At 40.9% G+C, this 20,550-nt stretch carries 21 protein-coding genes and 1 tRNA gene; 21 read left to right on the top strand and 1 reads right to left on the bottom strand.

All coding sequences use genetic code 11. From position 1 onward, the window contains the following. Positions 1 to 4: 4 nt before the first annotated feature. The 12 genes from BPR_RS13295 to BPR_RS13240 all read left to right on the top strand — a co-directional run bounded on the left by BPR_RS13295 (position 5) and on the right by BPR_RS13240 (position 10,449). On the top strand, positions 5 to 280 hold the full coding sequence (locus tag BPR_RS13295; RefSeq protein WP_013282003.1) for an IreB family regulatory phosphoprotein: 276 nt from the start codon (positions 5 to 7) through the stop codon (positions 278 to 280). Between the two features lie 19 nt (positions 281 to 299). Then, positions 300 to 737 (top strand): Holliday junction resolvase RuvX, encoded by a 438-nt coding sequence (gene ruvX / locus BPR_RS13290; protein ID WP_013282002.1) that lies wholly within the window; start codon positions 300 to 302, stop codon positions 735 to 737. Between the two features lie 13 nt (positions 738 to 750). Further along, on the top strand, positions 751 to 1,014 hold the full coding sequence (locus tag BPR_RS13285; RefSeq protein ID WP_029231832.1) for a DUF1292 domain-containing protein: 264 nt from the start codon (positions 751 to 753) through the stop codon (positions 1,012 to 1,014). Positions 1,015 to 1,074: 60 nt separating this feature from the next. Then, the gene (locus BPR_RS13280; RefSeq protein WP_013282000.1) at positions 1,075 to 2,754 is read left to right on the top strand and encodes a ribonuclease J; all 1,680 of its coding nucleotides are present in this window, start codon (positions 1,075 to 1,077) and stop codon (positions 2,752 to 2,754) included. Positions 2,755 to 2,782: 28 nt separating this feature from the next. Next, on the top strand, positions 2,783 to 3,256 hold the full coding sequence (locus tag BPR_RS20015) for an endolytic transglycosylase MltG (protein WP_052301829.1): 474 nt from the start codon (positions 2,783 to 2,785) through the stop codon (positions 3,254 to 3,256). Beyond that, positions 3,249 to 3,890, top strand: coding sequence for an O-methyltransferase (locus BPR_RS13270; RefSeq protein WP_408606967.1), 642 nt, complete (start codon positions 3,249 to 3,251; stop codon positions 3,888 to 3,890). Before BPR_RS20015 ends, BPR_RS13270 begins: the two co-directional genes overlap by 8 nt. A 49-nt stretch (positions 3,891 to 3,939) precedes the next feature. Continuing rightward, positions 3,940 to 5,268: a peptidase U32 family protein gene (locus BPR_RS13265; RefSeq protein WP_013281997.1), complete on the top strand. Its 1,329-nt coding sequence runs from the start codon at positions 3,940 to 3,942 to the stop codon at positions 5,266 to 5,268. A gap of 118 nt (positions 5,269 to 5,386) precedes the next feature. Then, positions 5,387 to 7,510 (top strand): glutamine synthetase III family protein, encoded by a 2,124-nt coding sequence (locus tag BPR_RS13260; protein ID WP_085954370.1) that lies wholly within the window; start codon positions 5,387 to 5,389, stop codon positions 7,508 to 7,510. A 152-nt stretch (positions 7,511 to 7,662) separates the two neighbouring features. Then, positions 7,663 to 7,735: transfer RNA gene (locus BPR_RS13255), tRNA-Gln, on the top strand. 133 nt (positions 7,736 to 7,868) lie between these two features. Continuing rightward, on the top strand, positions 7,869 to 8,591 hold the full coding sequence (locus tag BPR_RS13250; protein WP_042257096.1) for an acyl-[acyl-carrier-protein] thioesterase: 723 nt from the start codon (positions 7,869 to 7,871) through the stop codon (positions 8,589 to 8,591). A gap of 73 nt (positions 8,592 to 8,664) precedes the next feature. Beyond that, positions 8,665 to 9,495 carry a CvfB family protein gene (locus BPR_RS13245; protein WP_042257094.1) on the top strand — a complete coding sequence of 277 codons (831 nt, stop codon included), beginning with the start codon at positions 8,665 to 8,667 and terminating at the stop codon, positions 9,493 to 9,495. A gap of 27 nt (positions 9,496 to 9,522) precedes the next feature. Next, a complete protein-coding gene (locus tag BPR_RS13240; protein WP_013281993.1) occupies positions 9,523 to 10,449 on the top strand; it encodes a CPBP family intramembrane glutamic endopeptidase in 927 nt (308 codons plus the stop codon). A 50-nt stretch (positions 10,450 to 10,499) separates the two neighbouring features. On the opposite strand, the gene BPR_RS13235 is transcribed toward BPR_RS13240, so the two are convergent. Beyond that, complete coding sequence (locus tag BPR_RS13235) at positions 10,500 to 10,688, bottom strand: YjfB family protein (protein WP_042257091.1); 189 nt, start codon at positions 10,686 to 10,688, stop codon at positions 10,500 to 10,502. Positions 10,689 to 10,970: 282 nt separating this feature from the next. Here BPR_RS13235 and BPR_RS13230 point away from each other — a divergent pair, with 282 nt between their 5' ends. The 9 genes from BPR_RS13230 to uvrB all read left to right on the top strand — a co-directional run bounded on the left by BPR_RS13230 (position 10,971) and on the right by uvrB (position 20,482). Next, positions 10,971 to 12,053, top strand: a complete 1,083-nt coding sequence (locus tag BPR_RS13230; RefSeq protein WP_013281992.1) for a PucR family transcriptional regulator — start codon at positions 10,971 to 10,973, stop codon at positions 12,051 to 12,053. A gap of 35 nt (positions 12,054 to 12,088) precedes the next feature. Continuing rightward, entirely contained in the window at positions 12,089 to 12,829 is a 741-nt protein-coding gene (gene ftsE, locus BPR_RS13225; protein ID WP_013281991.1) for a cell division ATP-binding protein FtsE, read from the top strand. Then, entirely contained in the window at positions 12,819 to 13,715 is an 897-nt protein-coding gene (ftsX, locus tag BPR_RS13220; protein WP_013281990.1) for a permease-like cell division protein FtsX, read from the top strand. The genes ftsE and ftsX overlap by 11 nt, the downstream gene beginning before the upstream one ends. A gap of 24 nt (positions 13,716 to 13,739) precedes the next feature. After that, on the top strand, positions 13,740 to 14,963 hold the full coding sequence (locus BPR_RS13215) for a murein hydrolase activator EnvC family protein (protein ID WP_013281989.1): 1,224 nt from the start codon (positions 13,740 to 13,742) through the stop codon (positions 14,961 to 14,963). Positions 14,964 to 14,981: 18 nt separating this feature from the next. Further along, complete coding sequence (locus BPR_RS13210; RefSeq protein WP_013281988.1) at positions 14,982 to 16,283, top strand: S41 family peptidase; 1,302 nt, start codon at positions 14,982 to 14,984, stop codon at positions 16,281 to 16,283. A gap of 120 nt (positions 16,284 to 16,403) precedes the next feature. After that, positions 16,404 to 17,186 carry a PP2C family protein-serine/threonine phosphatase gene (locus tag BPR_RS13205; protein ID WP_013281987.1) on the top strand — a complete coding sequence of 261 codons (783 nt, stop codon included), beginning with the start codon at positions 16,404 to 16,406 and terminating at the stop codon, positions 17,184 to 17,186. A 7-nt stretch (positions 17,187 to 17,193) separates the two neighbouring features. Beyond that, complete coding sequence (locus BPR_RS20010) at positions 17,194 to 18,147, top strand: serine/threonine protein kinase (RefSeq protein WP_013281986.1); 954 nt, start codon at positions 17,194 to 17,196, stop codon at positions 18,145 to 18,147. Continuing rightward, a complete protein-coding gene (locus BPR_RS13195) occupies positions 18,144 to 18,389 on the top strand; it encodes a hypothetical protein (protein WP_013281985.1) in 246 nt (81 codons plus the stop codon). The genes BPR_RS20010 and BPR_RS13195 overlap by 4 nt, the downstream gene beginning before the upstream one ends. Positions 18,390 to 18,490: 101 nt before the next feature. After that, the gene (gene uvrB / locus BPR_RS13190) at positions 18,491 to 20,482 is read left to right on the top strand and encodes an excinuclease ABC subunit UvrB (protein WP_013281984.1); all 1,992 of its coding nucleotides are present in this window, start codon (positions 18,491 to 18,493) and stop codon (positions 20,480 to 20,482) included. Positions 20,483 to 20,550 lie beyond the last annotated feature (68 nt).

The raw sequence follows: 20,550 nt of genomic DNA, 5'->3' as shown, positions 1-20,550 counted from the left end.
AGACATGGCAGATCAGGATTTAGGAAATACCCAATATTTTAAAGTTGAGGTTGAACCGGAAACTGGTGTTAAGAAGGTTCTCTCAGTTGTTTATGATGCTCTTTTGGAGAAGGGCTATAATCCGGTTAACCAGATCGTTGGATACATTATGTCAGGCGATCCTACATACATTACTAGCCATCAGGGAGCCAGAAGCCTTATCATGAAGGTTGAGCGTGATGAACTTGTAGAGGAGATGCTCACTGAGTATATTAAGAGCAACGACTGGGCTAGAAAGTAATTATAGGGAATTAGTTAGTATGCGAATTATGGGACTTGATTACGGTTCCAAGACTGTTGGAGTCGCTATTAGTGATGAGCTTCTTTTGACAGCTCAGGGACGCGAAATCATCCGTAGAAAAGAAGAAAACAAATTACGAAGAACTTTAGCGCGCATTGAGGAGCTTATTGTTGAGTATGGGGTAACTAAGATAGTTCTGGGACTTCCGCTTAATATGGATCAGACTCCCTCTGAGCGCTCACAGTTGTGTCTGGAATTCAAGGACAAGATAGAGCGAAGGACAGGAATCCCGGTAGTAATGTGGGATGAGAGACTTACAACAGTAGAAGCTGACGAGATTATGGATGAAGCCGGGATCAGGGGACGAGACCGGAAAGAATATGTAGATATGATAGCTGCGCAGATCATTCTTCAGGATTATCTTGATAATACTGACAAAGCTATCGATGAGAAATGAACGGAGAATATTTTTGGAAAAGATTATTTTTAGTCCGGACGGAGAAGAGCCGGTAGAATTCTATTGTTTGGAACAGACAGTTATTGGTGCCAAGACTTACCTTCTTGTCACAGATGAAGAAGATGGTGACGGAGAAGCGCTTATTTTGCGCGACGACTCCGATATTAAAGATGAGCAGGCGCTTTATGCGATCGTGGATGATGACCTGGAACTTGAAGCAGTTGCAGGTGTATTTCGCAAGCTCCTTGCCGAGGATGATATAGATCTCGATATTTAACGGGGACTTTGGTTAATATCTTGTTCTACATCTCCGCCAATTATTTATGGAGGAATTAATTTGAGTAAAAAGAAAATTGAAAATACGTCCAAACTGCAGGTCATCCCATTAGGTGGCCTTGAGCAGATTGGAATGAACATCACTGCCTTCAGGTATGAAGACAGTATTATTGTGGTGGATTGCGGTTTGTCTTTTCCCGACGACGACATGCTTGGAATTGACCTTGTAATCCCTGATATCACATATCTGCAGGAAAATATTGATAAAGTAAAAGGCTTTGTGATCACACACGGACATGAGGATCATATTGGAGCGCTTCCATATGTACTGCATGAATTAAATGTCCCTGTATATGCTACAAGGCTTACTATGGGCATAATTGAACATAAGCTCGAGGAACACAATCTTCTTGGAAATACAAGGAGAAAGGTTGTTAAGTTTGGACAGTCAATAAATCTTGGCCAGTTCAGAGTTGAGTTTATCAGGACTAACCATTCGATTGTTGATGCTGCGGCTCTTGCTATATATTCTCCTGCCGGAATAGTAGTTCACACAGGTGATTTTAAGGTTGACTACACACCTGTTTATGGAGATCCTATCGACCTTCAGAGATTTGCAGAAATTGGTAAAAAAGGCGTTCTTGCACTCATGTGCGATTCAACCAATGCAGAGAGACCAGGCTTTACAGCTTCTGAGAAAACTGTTGGAAGAACTCTTGCATCTCTTTTTGATGAGCATGAGAATAACAGAATTATTGTAGCTACTTTTGCTTCTAACGTAGACAGAGTTCAGCAGATCATCAATACAGCGCATAAATGCGGCAGAAAGGTTGTTGTAGAAGGCCGTAGTATGGTCAGCATCATTGATATTGCTCAGAAACTTGAGTGCATACAGATACCTGACAATACACTTATCGATATAGATCAGCTCAAGGATTATCCTGAGAATAAGACAGTTATCATTACTACCGGAAGCCAGGGAGAGAGTATGGCTGCCCTTAGCAGAATGGCAAGTGGTCAGCACAGAAAACTGTCCATAGGTGCCGGAGATACAGTTATTTTCTCATCACACCCTATTCCGGGCAATGAGAAGTCAGTGACAAATATTATCAATGAGCTTCAGATGAAGGGTGCAGATGTTATATTCCAGGATGTGCATGTTTCCGGACATGCATGTCAGGAGGATATCAAACTGATCTATACTTTGGTTAAACCCAAGTATTCAGTTCCTGTTCACGGTGAGTACAGACATCTTATTGCGCAGGCCAATATCGCCAGAGACCTTGGAATTGCCAAGGAGAATATTTTTATCCTTCATTCAGGAGATGTTCTTGAAATGGATGATGAAGGTGCCAAGATTAAGGGAAAAGTTCCTTGCGGAGCAATTCTTGTCGATGGACTCGGAGTTGGTGATGTAGGTAATGTGGTCCTGAGAGATAGACAACATTTGGCAGAAGATGGTATTGTAATAGTTGTATTTGGAATCGATAAGGAGAACGGACAACTCATATCGGGACCAAGTATTGTTTCCAGAGGCTTTGTATATGTCAGAGAGTCAGACAAGCTGATAGATGATGCTACAGATCTTGTACTTGATGATGTGACAGAAGCGCTGGATAAAGGCATTACCGATTGGGGTAAACTCAAGAACATCGTCAAGGATGCTCTTAGTGATTATATTTGGAAAAAGACAAAGAGAAGACCGATGATCATGCCTATCATAATGGATACTAATTATTGATAGAATGTTCATGGGCCGGGAGAGACCAATGAGTGTTAGGAAATTTGTTCTTGGTCTGCTTGATGCGGCAGTTAAAATTGCATTTGTTATTGTTGTGATATTGCTTATCAGCAGATATTCCAGCTTGGCCTACAATTATGGATACCACATTTTTAACCAGGTTCCTGTATCCTCCGGAACGGGCAGAACGGTGACTGTGACTATCTCTGAAGGTGATTCTGCAAGTACTATCGCAGACAAGCTTGCAAGTGTAGGACTTATTACAGACAAAAACTTATTTAAACTTCAGGAGAAACTATCAGATTATCACGGGATGGAAGCTCCTGGTACATATGAACTGAGTACAGCCATGACACCTGAAGAGATGCTTCAGATTATGGCTGCGGGTTCTGTGAAGACTACAGAATCCGGTGCTCAGGCAGGCGAGGATGGCTCTGATAGTGAAACGGATAGTTCAGAAGATGCTGAGCCAGAGGTTCAAGAGGAAACAAATGGTGGTTGAACAGGATAGAATGACAGCTTTCATCAATTCACTTGATCCGGGTAATACCCCTTACCTTGATGAACTTGAGAGAAAAGCTAAAGAGGATGATGTTCCTATTATTCGTAAGGATACGCAGGCGTTACTTAAATTTCTGATGGTACAGTCAAAGCCCAAAAACATTTTGGAAGTTGGCTGTGCTGTTGGCTTTTCTGCTCTTCTTATGGCAGAATACAGCAGCGCAGATACTAAGATTACTACAATTGAGAAGTATGAAAAGCGTATTCCCATAGCCAGACAGAATTTTATACAGTACGACACTAATAATAAAATCACACTCATGGAAGGTGATGCGACTGAAATACTTAAAACGCTCTCTCCGGGGTATGATTTTATTTTTATGGATGCGGCAAAGGGGCAGTATATCAATTTTTTACCGGATTGTCTCAGAATTCTTAATAAAGGAGGATTATTGGTTTCCGACAATGTCCTTCAGGATGGAGATGTGATAGAATCCAGATTTGCTGTTACAAGAAGAGACCGTACTATTCATGCGAGAATGCGGGAGTATTTATATGAACTCAAGCATAATGATGCTTTAAATACAGTTATATTGACAGTGGGAGATGGAATGACCCTGTCAGTTAAACTGTGATATATAGTTTGTTAGTGTGTTAATTGTTTTTAGAAATATGGAGAAATCGATGAAAAAACCAGAGTTACTAATTCCGGCAAGCAGCCTGGAAGTATTAAAAACAGCTGTTATGTTTGGCGCAGATGCAGTTTACATAGGCGGTGATGCCTTTGGACTTCGTGCCAAGGCCAAGAACTTTAGCCCTGAAGAAATGAAAGAGGGTATAGAGTTTGCTCATGCTCACGGAGTTAAGGTGCATGTTACAGTTAATATCCTTGCACACAACTATGATCTTGATGGCGTAGAAACATATCTTCACGAGTTAAAAGAGCTTAAGCCTGATGCTCTTATCATAGCTGATCCGGGAATTTTTATGAAAGCCAGAAGAATTTGCCCTGAAATTGACATTCATGTTTCAACTCAGGCCAATAATACCAACTATGAAACATATAATTTCTGGCATGATCTTGGTGCTAAGAGAGTAGTGGCTGCAAGAGAATTGTCACTTCGCGAGATCAAGGAGATAACATCAAGAATTCCGGAAGATCTTGAGATGGAGTGCTTTATCCACGGAGCTATGTGTATTTCCTACTCTGGAAGATGCCTCCTCTCCAATTACTTTACCGGAAGAGATGCCAATAAAGGCGCGTGCACTCATCCATGCAGATGGAAATATTCTGTCGTTGAGGAAAAAAGACCCGGGGAATATCTTCCTGTATATGAGAATGAGCGCGGAACCTATATTTTTAATTCCAAGGATTTGTGCATGATAGAACATATTCCAGAGATGGTTGATGCAGGAATTGACAGCTGCAAGATCGAAGGAAGAATGAAAACTGCACTCTATGTAGCTACTGTAGCCAGAACCTACAGAAAGGCTATCGATGATTTCTTTGAATCTGAAGAGAAGTACAGGGAAAATATGCCATGGTATCTTGATCAGATTTCAAAGTGTACATACAGACAGTTTACAACCGGTTTCTACTTTGGCAAGCCAAGCGATGAAGCACAGATATATGATAATAATACCTATGTTAATGAATACATATATCTTGGAATAGTTAATGAAATAGATAACAGAGGTTATGCTAAATTTGAACAGAGAAACAAATTCTCTGTTGGAGATGATATTGAGATAATGAAACCTGACGGAACTGACGTCAAGGTTAAGGTTGAGGCTATGTTTGCTGAGGATGGAACAGCAGTGGATTCATGTCCTCATTCCAAACAGACCCTTTTTGTCAAATTATCAGAGCAGCCTGAAAAGTATGATATTTTGAGGGTTAAATCNAAAAGAACCACAGGAAAAAGAAAATATACCGGATTGCGGTATTTAAAAAAATACAGATGCCATGGGTTAATAGATGTATATTCAATTATGCATCTTAGGGACAAGTAACCTATGACATCTGTTTTTGTGTAATAGAAAGTGTGTAAAAAACACTTTGCGTTTTTAATATCTTGTTGTAATATGTAAGTGTTTTTTAGCTTTTACTCTAAATAATAGTGCGAAAGGAATGTGGAATTACATGGGTAACAATGTGAATGTTGAAGAGATTTTCGGGCAGAATGTCTTTACTCTTGCCAAGATGAGAGAGCGCCTTCCCAAGAATGTTTACAAGGAAGTTGTAAATGTTACGGAGCATGGCGGAGAGCTGTCCAAGGAATCAGCTGATGTGGTAGCAAATGCGATGAAGGAGTGGGCTGTAGAGCACGGCGCTACTCATTATACTCATTGGTTCCAGCCTCTTACAGGTATTACTGCTGAGAAGCATGATTCATTTGTTGGTAGTGCTGACAAAGATGGACGTATGCTTACTTCTTTTTCCGGCAAAGAGCTTATAAAGGGTGAGCCTGATGCATCTTCTTTTCCATCAGGAGGACTTCGTGCCACATTTGAGGCAAGAGGTTATACAACCTGGGATATTACTTCACCTGCTTTCTTAAAAGAATCAGGCGCAGGTGTTACACTTTGCATTCCTACAGCATTTTGTTCTTATACAGGAGAAGCACTTGATAAGAAGACTCCACTTTTAAGATCAATGGAGGCGATTAACAGAGAAGCTCTTCGAATTGTAAGATTATTTGGAAATACAACTGCTACCAAGGTTAACGTATCTGTAGGACCTGAGCAGGAGTACTTCCTTGTGGACTGGGACAAGTCCATGAAGAGAGAAGACCTGATCTTTACAGGCAGAACACTTTTTGGTGCTCAGCCTCCTAAGGGCCAGGAGATGGAGGATCACTATTTTGGTGTAATCCGTGAGCGCGTAGGCGAGTTCATGAAGGATCTCAATGTAGAACTTTGGAAGCTTGGAGTTCCTGATAAAACTCAGCACAATGAGGTTGCTCCCGGACAGCATGAGCTTGCACCTGTCTATGAGACAGCCAATATTGCAGTAGATCATAACCAGATCATCATGGAAACTATGAAGCGTGTGGCAGAGCATCACCATATGAGATGCCTTCTTCACGAGAAACCATTCGCGGGAGTAAATGGCTCAGGTAAGCATGATAACTGGTCTCTTTGCACAGATGACGGTATCAACCTTCTTGATCCCGGCGATACACCTAATAAAAATGTTCAGTTCCTCTTTGTTCTTGCCTGCATCCTTAAGGCTGTAGACACACACGCAGATTTGCTCAGACAGAGTGCTTCAGATGTTGGTAATGATCACAGACTTGGAGCAAACGAGGCACCTCCTGCTATCATTTCAGTATTCCTTGGTGAGCAGCTTGAGGATGTTGTAAGACAGCTTATCGAGACAGGTGTAGCTAAGTCCAGCAAAAAAGGCGGTAAGCTCAAGACCGGCGTATCTACACTTCCTGAGTTTGAAAAAGATGCTACAGATAGAAACAGAACATCACCTTTTGCTTTTACAGGTAATAAGTTTGAGTTCAGAATGGTTGGATCATCAGATTCAATGGCAAGCTCAAATACTACACTTAACACTATAGTTGCAGAGGCATTCTGCGAGGCTGCTGATAAGCTTGAAAAGGCCAAGAATTTTGATGAGGCAGTTCATGATCTTATCAAGGAGTATCTGACAGATCACCAGAGAATTATTTTCAATGGTGACGGATATTCAGATGCCTGGGTAGAGGAGGCTAAGAGACGCGGTCTTCCTAATATTGCATCAACTATTGAGGCTGCAGATACTCTTACTACCAAGAAGGCAATCGAGCTGTTTGAGAACTTTGGAGTATATACCAGGACTGAGCTTGAATCCAGAAAAGAGATCATATTTGAATCATATGCCAAGACTATCAATATTGAGGCTCTTACTATGATAGATATGGCTTCCAAGCAGATCATTCCTGCTGTTATGAAGTATTCAGGAAGACTAGCCAAGGATGTAAATGAAATAACTAATGCAGGAGTGGATGCTTCTGTACAGCTTCAGGAACTTAAAGATATTCAGAGCAATCTTTCACTGATGAAGAAGGCACTGGATGAACTTAAGAAGCTTGAGGCTAAGGCTGCCAAGATTGATGATCAGAGGGAGCTTGCTTTCTTCTACAAAGACAAGGTAAGGCCTGTTATGGCAGCGCTCAGAGAGCCTGCTGATGCTCTTGAAATGCTTGTTGATAAAAAAGATTGGCCATTCCCTACATATGCAGATTTATTATTTGAGGGCTGATTTTAAAAAAATTGAAAAAGACAAAATGGGCAGAATGCGCTCTGAGAGCGCGTTCTGCCATATGTTTATAAGCTTGAGAAAAATTTTTTAAAAAAATTTTAAAAAAGTACTTGCATTTTTATATAAACATCCGTATAATCATTTCTTGTCGATGGGCTATCGCCAAGCGGTAAGGCAACGGACTCTGACTCCGTCATTACGTAGGTTCGAATCCTACTAGCCCAGCTTTGAAACGAGATTGATTCCGATCAATCTCGTTTTTTTTTTCGTTATTGCTATTATCTTTGGAGTTCTTATAACTTATAAATGCACCATGATGTATGCGCGCATTTATAGTCAGTTTTGTCAGGGGGAAGATATGTATTCATTTGATTCAAGGATCAGATATAGTGAAGTTGATAGCAATGCAGTTCTGACAATAGAATCTCTTATAGATTATTTTCAGGATTGCTCAACATTCCAGACGCAGGATGGGCCTGCAACAATGGAGTATCTTAGGAGCAAGGGAATTGCATGGGTGCTTAATTCCTGGCAAATAGAAATAAAGAGACTTCCAAAACTCTGTGAAGAGGTAACGACAGGTACAATTCCATACATGTTGAAGGGACCTATGGGTCTTCGTAACTTTTTTATGAAGACTACAGAGGGTGAGATGCTTGCGGTAGCCAATTCCGTATGGACTCTTTTTGATTTTGAAAAGGGCGTTCCTACGAGGGTGACTCCTGAGATCATAGCGGCTTATCCTGTAGAAGAAAAGCTTGAGATGGAGTACCTTAGCAGGAAAATAGATATTCCTGATGGGGATAGCAGAAACGGCGAGGAAATACCAATTAGGAGACATCACCTGGATACTAATAACCATGTAAATAATGGTCAGTATATCAGAATGGCGCTTGAAAGTTTGCCTGATAAAACTCTGGATGTTACGCATCTTCGCGCAGAATACAAGAAGCAGGCTCTTTTGGGAGATGTCCTATATCCGGTTGTGATTAGAAGTAATATAGGAGATAATAAAGTATATACAGTAAGCCTTAATGACAAGGACAAGGAAGCAGTGTGCATTGTCCAGATTTGGGCTTAATGATATAGATAAGTGATCAGTAGTATGTTTTATGCATGTGCAATACATGCTCAAAGAAAGGACGGAAGACATTATGATTAGACTTGGAGAAAAGCAGAAATTATCTGTGATCAAGAAGGTAGACTTCGGAGTTTATCTTGCAGAAGAAGGGGCAGAAGAAAAAGTTCTTTTACCTATTAAGCAGGTTCCGGAAGGAACAGAAATAGGCAGTGAAATAGAAGTTTTTATTTATAAAGACTCAGATGACAGGCTTATAGCAACGACCAAAGAGCCCAAGATCATGCTTGGTGATGTAAGGGTATTGAGAGTCAAAGAAACAAGTAAGATTGGCGCTTTTATGGATTGGGGACTTGAGAAGGATGTTCTTTTACCATTTAGAGAGCAGACCAGAAAAGTCAAGGCCGGAGAAAATGTTCTTTGTGCGCTTTATGTGGATAAGAGCAGTCGTCTTGCTGTAACTATGAACGTATATCCTTACCTTAGAAGTGACAGCCCATATTCCAAGGACGATAAGGTCATAGGAACTGTATATGAATTAAGTGATAACTTTGGTGCCTTTGTGGCAGTTGATGATATTTATTCGGGCCTTATTCCCAAGAAGGAGCTGTTCGGCGATATTAAGATCGGAGACAGTGTAAATGCCAGGATCACATCTGTTAAAGAGGATGGAAGACTTAACCTCAGTGTACGCGAGAAGGCATATCTTCAGATGGACTCAGACGCAGAGAAACTTATGAAGATGATAGAGGAGGGTGGCGGTAAGCTTCCTTTTACAGATAAGGCTTCACCTGAGCTTATAAGGAATAAAACTCAGATGAGTAAAAATGAATTCAAGCGTGCGGTTGGACGTCTTCTCAAGGAAGGTCGTATCACAATTGGCAAGGATAGCATAGATAAGATTTAAGGCAATAAAGTTTAGAGGTAGGACCCTATGGATTACAGGAGAGCTAACAGAGCGTATTTATACATGATCCTTTCTACGATTGGCCTTGTTTTAGTACTCTCTTTATGGTATTTGAACGGCGGCGCGGAAGTATCAATCCTGATGAATAATATCCTGAGTGAAGCGGTAGTGCTGATACCTGCACTTGCAGCTGTTTTTTACAGCGGTGACAAGTTGTCGGTTCTTATACCCTTTCACAAGATTCACATTTCATCAGCATTACTTATAGTGGTGTATGTGCTGACTCTTTTTCCTTTGGTAGCATTTGTAAATTCAGTTTCGATGCTGTTTGTAGAAAACACGGTGTCGGCTCTAAGTGATGATGTTATCGCGATGCCTATGTGGGTAATGATCCTTTCAATTGGTCTTTTAGGACCTTTTATCGAGGAAGTTGTGTTCAGAGGGATCATATTGCAGAGCTATCAGAGAACTGGCAGAATAATTGGCTCTATAGTGTTGTCATCAGTTCTTTTTGGTATGATGCATATGAATTTCAACCAGTTTGCGTATGGCGCGGTTATGGGAGTAATGCTTGCACTTTTGGTGGAGGCTACGGGTACAGTTCTTGCATCGTTTATTGCCCATGCTGTGTTTAATACCATAGAAGTGGTTATGATGTTCTTAAGTAGTGATGCACTTGATGAGGCCTCAGAACTTGCAAGTGACTACATGGGTGAACTAGGTGGAACTGTTTCAACGATCATTTACCATGCATATCTGCTTCTTGCAGCTGTTTTATTTACTACGGTTTCGGTTCTGATTGTCAGGAAGATTTCTGAAATAGAAGGAAGAAAAGAATTTTTGATCGGCATTCCACGCAATAAGAGACAAGGATATAAACTTGTTACTATTCCGCTTATCATTGCAATTATAGTAGCGGTAGCATTTATGTTCTTTTCTGCAGGCTTGATTTAAGAAAAATGATGATCCCCATAACCATTAAGGCTATGGGGATCTCTTGTATCTCAGACTCTAATATCGATATTGGCGCCAACATTGGGGTTAACAGAAAGCTCTGCAGCCGAATCTATCGTCGATACTAGCGCTTCTCCAGCGCTCTCCATAGTATCAAGACTTTTTGCCAACACCGCCACTCCAACATCGTTTAGAATTTTGTTCTGAGATAATGCCATTGATAAAGCGGGAATATCCATAAGCACCTCCTGTGCAACTGCAATGTAACGTCAGATTAATTAGAATCTGTGCACATATACACTTTATCCTATCTTTTATATCGGCTTTATTTTTCTTGGCATTATACTTGCAGAGTAATCTTACCCACAAAAAAGAATGCGCGTTTTTGTTAGTTTTGACGACAAAATCAAAAAAATGAACAAAAAACGCCTGTTGGGATATAGATTTTTTTGTACATTTATATTAAAATGTCTTTAGTTTTTATTATCGCAGCGTTTATCTGGTTGCAGAAAGAGTGATAAATGATTTCTAATCAAATTCTCCAGAATACAATTGATGGGCTCAAGACTATAGCGCACGTGGATCTGTGTGTGCTTGATATTGATGGCAAGGAGGTTGCTTCTACAACTACTGACATAGGCAACGTAACTGTTGCTGCCAGAAATTTCGTGGAATCACCGGCTGACTCTCAGGAGATTCAGGGACATCAGTATTTTAAAATTTATGATGAACAGCAACTTGAGTATATTCTCATTTGTACAGGTAGTGGAGAGAATACTTATATGCTGGGCAAGATGATTGCTTATCAGATACAGAGTCTTCTGGTGGCTTACAAGGAGAGGTTCGACAAGGATAACTTTATCAAGAACCTTTTGCTTGATAACCTTCTTCTGGTTGACATTTATAGCAGAGCCAAGAAACTCCACATTCAGACGGATGCCAAGAGAGTTGCTATGATAATTGAGTCTGAGAATGGTCGTGATAATAACGCACTTGAGATTACCAGAACTCATTTTGGAAATGGCAATGACTTTGTTACAGAGGTCGATGAGGACAATGTCATAGTTGTCAAGGATGTCACAGACATGCTCAAGCCTTCTGAAATTTCCAAGGTTGCAGAGGACATGCTACAGACTCTTGAAAAAGAGGGACTTAGCGGAGTGAGAGTGGCTTATGGTACTGTAGTAGGTGAGATCAAGGAAGTGTCACGTTCCTACAAAGAGGCCAAGATGGCACTTGATGTTGGCAAGATATTCTTTGATGAGAGAAAAGTTATCTGCTATAGCGAACTGGGAATCGGACGTTTGATCTACCAGTTGCCTATACCTCTTTGCAAGATGTTTATCAAGGAAATATTCGGGGGAAGAAATCCAGACGACTTCGATCAGGAAACCCTTACTACCATAGACAAGTTCTTTGAGAACAGCCTCAACGTTTCTGAAACATCCAGACAGTTGTTCATTCACAGAAATACACTTGTGTACAGGCTGGATAAATTGCAGAAGAGCACAGGACTTGACCTTAGAGTCTTTGATGATGCTATCACATTCAAGATAGCGCTCATGGTTGTAAGATACATGAAGTATATGGAGAGGTTTACTTGATTAAACATAAATAAGCTTTTCCGGGGGAGTAAATTATGGAAAGAGGATACAGAAGAAAAAGAATAAGCAGGCAAATACCTGAGGATGAGGTTATCACGCTTGAAAACGTGACGAAATCTTATTCTACGGGTGCGCCTGCATTAAACGGAGTCACCCTTCATATCAAGAGGGGTGAATTTGTTTTTATTGTGGGTGACAGTGGATCGGGCAAATCAACTTTGATCAAACTGTTACTGCGTGAGCTTGTGCCTACTGATGGCGAGATTACAGTTTTAGGCTATAACCTCAGGAGGATCAAGCACAGTAAGATTCCTAAGTTCAGGAGAAATCTGGGCATTGTTTTCCAGGATTTCAGACTTCTCAAGGACAGGAATGTTTATGAGAACGTTGCCTTTGCGCAGAGAATAGTTCAGACTCCTTCAAGGGAGATTAAGAGAAACGTACCTTCAATACTTGCTACAGTCAATCTTGCGGGCAAGTATAAGAGCAAGATCAACCAGTTATCCGGTGGTGAGCAGCAGAGAGTTGCGCTTGCAAGGGCCTTAGTAAACAGACCTACCATTCTGCTTGCTGATGAGCCTACGGGAAACCTTGATCCTAACAATTCATGGGAGATCATGAAGCTCATGGAGCAGATCAATGAGAACGGTACTACTGTTATTGTGGTTACACATAACAGAGAGATCGTTAATGCCATGAAGAAGCGAGTTATTACCATGAAAAAGGGCGTCATTATAGAAGACGAGGAAGAAGGTATGTACATCGATGAGGATTAATAGTTTCTTTTATACGATTGGCCAAGGCTTTAAAAACCTTGGGAGAAATAAGTGGTACACACTTGCTTCTGTTGCAACTATAAGCGCATGTCTGTTTTTATTTGGAATTTTTTATGCAATCATTACTAACTTCCAGCATGTTGTTAAGACTGCCGAGGAAGGTGTTTCTGTAACTGTATTCTTTAACGAGGGAACTACAGAAGATCAGATCCTTGCAGTTAAGAGTGATCTTGAGAACAGAGCTGAGGTTAGAGAAATTGTTTATGTATCTGCAGATGAAGCATGGGAAGGCTTCAAGGATCAATATCTTGGTGAGTATGCAGACGGATTTACAGAGAATCCACTTGCAGATTCTGCAAACCTGCAGATTTACTTAAATGATGTTTCATTGCAGCCTGCGCTTGTTACATACGCGGAGTCAATATCAGTTGTCAGAGCAGTTAATCGTTCAGAAGTAACAGCTACAACTCTTAGCGGCGTTAACAAGTTGATTGCATATGTTTCAGGAGGAATCATAGTAATTCTTTTGCTGGTATCAATATTCCTTATCAGCAATACTGTTACAATGGGTATCTCTGTGCGTAAGGACGAGATCAATATCATGAAGTATATTGGTGCTACGGATTTCTTTGTTAGAGCACCTTTCGTGGTAGAGGGTATCCTGATTGGAATAATTGGCTCTATAATACCGCTTGTTATTGTATATTTTGTGTATACCAAGGCTATCGAGTATGTTATGTCCAAGTTTACAATGCTCAGCTCCCTGCTGAACTTTTTGCCTGTTGAAGTGGTTTATAACAAATTAATACCGATTTCTTTGGCAATTGGTATCGGTATTGGTTTCTTTGGTAGTTTTACGACAGTCAGAAAGCATTTGCATGTGTGATTCAGAAAAGGAAGTTTATTTGGTTTGAGCAGATTAATATCAGTCAAGAAAAAGAGAATCCTATACTTTTTTCTGAGTATAGTTATGATGGTATCTCTTTGGGGGAGCAATACTGTTATTTCTCATGCGGATGTAACTGAGGAGAGTATTAAGGCCAAGGAAGAACAGATTTCCAATGCCAAAAAAGAGCGCGATTCCCTAAAGAAGACCAAAACGGACCTTGAAAAAGTTAAAAAAGATCTTGAGAGCAGCAAATCCAATCTAAACAGTTACATTGCCAAGATTGATGCTTCTCTTACAGATGTACAGGAAAATATAGATTCGCTGGACGAACAGATTACTATCAAAGAAGGGCAGATAGAAACAACGACTCAGGAACTTGCCGAAGCTGAACAGGTTCAGAAGAATCAGTATGAAGCCATGAGAACTCGAATCAAGTTTATGTATGAGAGAAGTGGCAGTATTTATCTGGAACTATTGATCAAATCCGGCTCTTTTGCGGAAATGCTTAATAAGGCAGACTACATTGAGAGTATATCTGCTTATGACAGAGCTAAGCTTGAAGAGTACAAAGAGACTACACAACTGATTGCTTTGACCAAAGAGGCTCTTGAGGAAGAAAAAGCGACACTTGATGAAGCCAAGGAAGCAAAAGAGGCTGAACAGGCTAATCTTGAGAATCTCTTAGATCAGAAGAGTGCAGAGCTTAATAATGTACAGGCGAGTATCACTGACAAAGAGGCCGCAATTAAGGAATATGAGGCTGAGATCAAGGCTGAAAATGCAGCTATTGCAGCTCTTGAAAAAGAAGTTGCGGCTGATAAAGAGGCTTTATACAGCAGGTATACCTATGATGGAGGTATGTTCACCTGGCCATGTCCTAAATATACCAGAATATCAGATAACTATGGAATGAGAATGCATCCGACTCTTGGAATCGAGAAGATGCACAATGGTATAGATCTGGCTGCTCCGGCAGGTTCAGCCATCCTGTCTGCTTATGCAGGAACAGTTGTAGCGGCGTCATATGAAGGCTCGATGGGCAACTATGTTATGATCAATCATGGCGGTGGTTTGTATACTGTCTATATGCATTGTTCAGCTCTTTATGTTTCCAAAGGGCAGGATGTTTCTGCCGGAACAAAGATAGCAGCTGTTGGTTCTACCGGAAGATCAACGGGTAATCATCTCCATTTTGGTGTAAGATTAAATGGAGCTTATGTAAGCCCTTGGAATTATCTTAAATAAAGATTAGAGGTGTGCTAATTGGATAGTAATAATGGATTAAATCAGATCACAGAGCCTGTAGTAGAAGTGCCAAATGCGCAGGGCACACGTGCTTATGATGGCAGACTTACAAGAAGATTTATAGCCGGAATACTTATTGGCTTTTTGGTTTCGGTTTTGGTTGTTTCTGCAGCAGTTCTGTCGCTACTTTATGTGTATAAAGGAAATGGCGTACCCGGGCTTAGTGTGACCGGAGAAAGCGACCTTTTAAACGAAGACACGCTTAATAAGATTCAGGCTCTTGAAGATGTAATAGACACCTACTACTACAAGACAGATGTAGACAAGCAGGATGAGGCAGATGGAATCTATAAAGGCTTGATGAACTCTTTGGGAGATCCATACTCTGTATATTACACAGAAGAGGAACTTGATGAAATGATGAACAGCACCAAGGGGATTTATTACGGCATTGGTGCATATGTAAGCTTTGATAACACCATAAATATGGCCAGAATATCAGGTGTTATGCCCGGAAGCCCGGCAGAAAGTGCTGAGTTATGTGTTGATGATATCATTTATGAGATCAATAAAGAATCAACACAGGGGCTGACTCTTGAAGAGGTTGTTAGCCTTATCAAGGGCGAGGCTGGCACAACAGTTCATCTGACACTGGTTAGAAATGGCAGTACTTCAAACGTAGAAGTTGATGTAGAACGAGCTCAGATTGAAGTTCCGACAGTCAGCTCAGAGGTATTTGATAACAATGTGGGATATCTCAAGATTACAGAGTTTGATGAGGTAACATATTCCCAGTTCGTTGAGAACATGGCTGAACTTCGTGCTCAGAATATAGAAGGCCTGATAATTGATCTTAGATCAAATCCGGGAGGAAATCTCTCAACGGTTTGCGATATCGCAAGACAGCTCCTTCCAAAGGGAGTGATCGTTTATACAGAAGACAGAGAAGGTAACAGAGAAGACTACACCTGCGACGGACAAAATGAAATAGATATTCCGGTAGTAGTATTGGTCAATCAGTACTCTGCAAGTGCCAGTGAAATTCTTGCTGGTGCAATCAAGGATTACAACCTGGGCAAACTTGTAGGTAAGACAACCTATGGAAAAGGAATAGTTCAGAGAATCTTTGACCTGAGAGATGGCACAGCTGTCAAACTTACTGTCAGCAGTTACTTTACTCCAAATGGAATAAACATTCACGGAGTAGGTATTGAGCCTGATGTAGAAGTAGAATATGACGGCGAAGCATATGCCAAGGATAAAACAGATACCCAGCTTGACAAGGCTAAAGAGGTTATGCAAGAACTTCTTGACAAATAAAATATTAAATAGTAATATTCATGACTGTGTTTTTTCATAGAACACAGTCATTTTTTTCGGCTCATTTCGAGCGAGTTATTCCACTTTTGTTTAGGCAGATTTTGGTAAGGAGAGGAAGTTATGAGAGTAAAAGCATGTATTTGTACTGATATTGGAAACACAAGAGATATTAACCAGGATTCGGCGCTTATCAAAGTTGCCAATACAAAAAATCATGGAAGAATATCACTGATTGCGGTTTGCGATGGGATGGGCGGATTGTCCAAAGGAGAAGTGGCCAGTTGCAAGGCGATAAGAACTTTGGAGTCATGGTTTCATGAGGAGCTTAGTATGCTGCAGAATCTTACGGAAAATGAGTTATGGGATGCTGTAGAGAGCTCTTTTGACAGAATGATCAGAAGAATAAACGGTGACCTGAAAAGATATGGTAAGCACAGAAACCTTCATTTGGGAACGACTTTGACTGCTTTTTTACAGATTGGTAATAAATATATTTCGGTGAATATTGGAGATTCCAGGATTTATGCTGTCAGGGCCAAAGAGGTTGAGAAACTGACTAAAGATCAAAGCCTTGTGCAGGATAAAATTGATAAGGGGCTTATTACAGAAAGTGAGGCTCTTAGTGGCGATGAAAAGTCTGTATTATTGCAGTGCCTTGGAACTTCGCATGTTCCTATGCATGAGATCAGAAAGGGAGTGCTGAAGGACAATACTACGATCATTGCCTGCAGTGATGGCTTTTGGAGGACGTTAGAGACAGAAGAGATCAGAAAGAAGCTATGTCCGCAGATGTGCCTTACGGATGAAGATATGCTACATCAGTGCAAAAAGCTTGTTGAAAAAGCTAAGTCAAGGAATGAAGAAGATAATATCACCGTTGCGGCCGCATGTCTTGAAATGTGAGGATGGCATGGAAGAATACAATATAATAAAACCTCTTGGCAGTGGAGGGAACTGTAACGCATTCTTGGGAAAAGAGATATCATCAGGAAAACTGGTTACAATTAAGAAAAGAAAAACTGAAGATTCTAATCTTTTTAATGAGTCTGTAATACTAAAAGAGCTGGACCATAAATCTGTACCGTCTTTGTACAAAAGAAGCTCTGAAGAACTGATTCTTGAATATATCCCCGGTAATAGTCTTGAAAAAACACTAATAAGAAAAGGCCTTTTCACAGAAAAAGAAGCTTTGCATATAGCTTACGAGCTTGCAGGAATAATGAGATATCTTCATGGAAGGCGAAAACCGGTTATATATAGGGATTTAAAACCTTCCAATATTGTTATGAAGCCCGATGGACATATATGCTTGATTGATTTTGGGGCAGCAAGATTCTATGAGGCGGGAGATGCATCTGATACGCTGAATCTGGGAACACTTGGCTTTGCAGCTCCGGAGCAATTCGGAAATCTTGGACAGACTGACCCGAGAACGGATATCTACTGCTTTGGGATGACAATACTTCAGCTGGTATCAGGAGTTGATACCAAAGATAAGGATGAAGTGGAAAGCTTCAAGAAAAAAGGCATTAAAGGAATATCGGATGAATTTATAGCTATTGTTGATAAATGCACTAGGGCGGACAGAGAGGACAGGTTCAGGTCTTTTAGAGAAATACAGGAAGAATTAGAGGCAATACCTAAACGAAGAAAGGCGAAGAAGTTTATTAAGGCAGCTAAGGTTCTGGCACTGGCTGTAGTATTATCGGGGGTTATTTCTGTAGGAATCATGAATGCAGAAGAAGTGACGATCTATGCAACAAATGATTTTAATGAGAGAATGCCGGCGGTCAAAATGAGACTTGGATATGCGAGAACGTGGATTGAAGAATTTTTAGAGGAAAATGAGGTTGTAATAAAATGATGATTTTTGTTTTAACATTTGGAATAGTGCTTATAGCGCTGCTCGTTATCCTGGGGATTGGAAGTCTTCTCGGAAATGCGGGAAAAGAGCCATCGCGGATTACAGAGGGGAGAGCTACAGCAGCAATGTGCACAACAAGACTTTTGGAAACAGAGGATTATAGTGAGGAACTTTCTGAGGATGATTTTGTAATTGAACAGGATCTTGTTTACACATACGACTCACTGAACATATGTTCCTAAAATTATAGACATATATTTTTATTGATGTTATACTTGCTCCATAATTAGATAGTTGTGATTTATTATAGGACGTTGATCGATTTCACGAGAAAGCGGGCAGTATGGAGTTCAAGATACACAGCGAATATAAACCTACAGGTGATCAGCCCAAAGCCATCAAGGATCTGGTTGAAGGGTTTAAGGCGGGAAACCAGTTCGAGACGCTCCTTGGAGTTACGGGTTCCGGTAAGACCTTTACCATGGCCAACGTTATACAGGCTCTTCAGAAGCCTACCCTGATCATTTCACATAACAAGACTCTTGCGGGACAGCTTTATGGCGAGATGAAGGAATTTTTTCCGGAAAATGCAGTAGAGTACTTTGTGTCCTACTATGATTACTATCAGCCTGAGGCATATGTCCCTCAGACCGATACCTATATTGCCAAGGATTCGGCAATTAACGATGAGATAGATAAGCTAAGACTATCGGCGACTGCTTCTCTTGCAGAGCGCAAAGATGTGATCGTTGTTGCCAGTGTTTCATGTATATATGGACTTGGTAGTCCTGAGGAGTTTAAAGGGATGTCTATTTCCCTACGCCCGGGAATGAATAAGGATAGAGATGAGACCATCAAAGAGCTGGTAGCTATCCAGTATAATCGTAATGATCTGGAACTTAGCAGATGTAACTTCAGGGTTCGGGGTGATACAATCGAGATTTTCCCTGCTAATGCGGATGACTACCTCATTCGTGTTGAGTTCTTTGGGGATGAGATAGACAGAATATGTGAGATTGAACCGGTTACGGCCAAGGTCAGGAGTGAGCTCAGCCATGTGATGATATACCCGGCTTCTCATTATGTTGTTCCACAGGAGAAGATTAATATGGCCTGTGACAATATAGAAAAAGAGCTTGAGGAACAGATCAGGTTTTTCAAGGGAGAAGACAGGCTTATAGAGGCGCAGAGAATATCAGAGCGAACTAATTTTGATGTTGAGATGATGAGAGAGACAGGTTTTTGTTCAGGTATTGAGAACTATTCGAGACATCTTAACTTCATGAAACCGGGAGAGCCACCACTCACACTTTTGGACTTCTTTGACAGGGACTTTCTGATAATTGTTGATGAGTCGCATATGACTATTCCTCAGATAGGAGCCATGTACCATGGTGACAGGAGCAGGAAGCTGACTTTGGTAGATTACGGTTTCAGACTTCCATCAGCTCTTGATAACAGACCTCTGAATTTTGAAGAGTTTGAAGAACATATCGATCAGATGTTATTCTGCTCTGCTACTCCGGGTAAATATGAGGAAGAACATGAGCTTCTGAGAACTGAGCAGGTGATCAGGCCGACCGGCCTATTAGATCCGGAGATTTCGGTCAGACCGGTTGAGGGACAGATTGATGATCTGATCGGAGAGATCAGGACGGAGGTTGACAAGAAGAACAAGGTTCTGGTTACAACCCTTACTAAGAGAATGGCGGAAGATTTGACGGAATACCTGGCTGAGTCAGGAATCAGAGTCAAATATCTTCACTCGGATATAGATACACTGGAGAGATCTGAGATCATCAGGGATATGAGACTTGATGTTTTTGATGTACTTGTTGGTATCAATCTTCTAAGAGAAGGCCTTGATATACCGGAGATTTCGCTGGTTGCCATAATTGATGCTGATAAAGAGGGATTCCTCAGGTCAGAAACCTCACTTATCCAGACAATAGGACGAGCAGCCAGAAATGCAGAAGGTCGCGTTATCATGTATGCCGATAATATGACAGACTCAATGCAGAAGGCTATTGATGAGACTAAGAGACGACGGGCAATTCAGGAAGAATACAACAAGGAACATGGCATTACTCCACAGACTATCAAGAAAGCTGTCCGCGATCTCATAGCTGTCACCAAGGCAGTGACCAAGGAAGAGTTCAAATTTGAGAAGGATCCTGAGTCAATGGATCAGGCTGAACTTGAGAAGCTTATCGGAGATGTGCAGAAGAAGATGAAGAGAGCTGCTACAGAGCTTGACTTTGAAACAGCTGCAACTTTACGCGATCAGATGATAGAACTCAAGAAGATATTAAATGACCTGACTGAGGGGAAATGAGTATTGTCCCTGTGATTGGATACTGATTATAAAGAGCTAATTTACGGAGTTTAGTATGACTGTAGAAA

The organism is Butyrivibrio proteoclasticus B316 (genome assembly GCF_000145035.1).
Classification (GTDB): Bacteria; Bacillota; Clostridia; order Lachnospirales; family Lachnospiraceae; genus Butyrivibrio; species Butyrivibrio proteoclasticus.
Note: the sequence above shows the minus strand (reverse complement) of the source record. Positions and strands in the feature narration are given on the sequence as shown.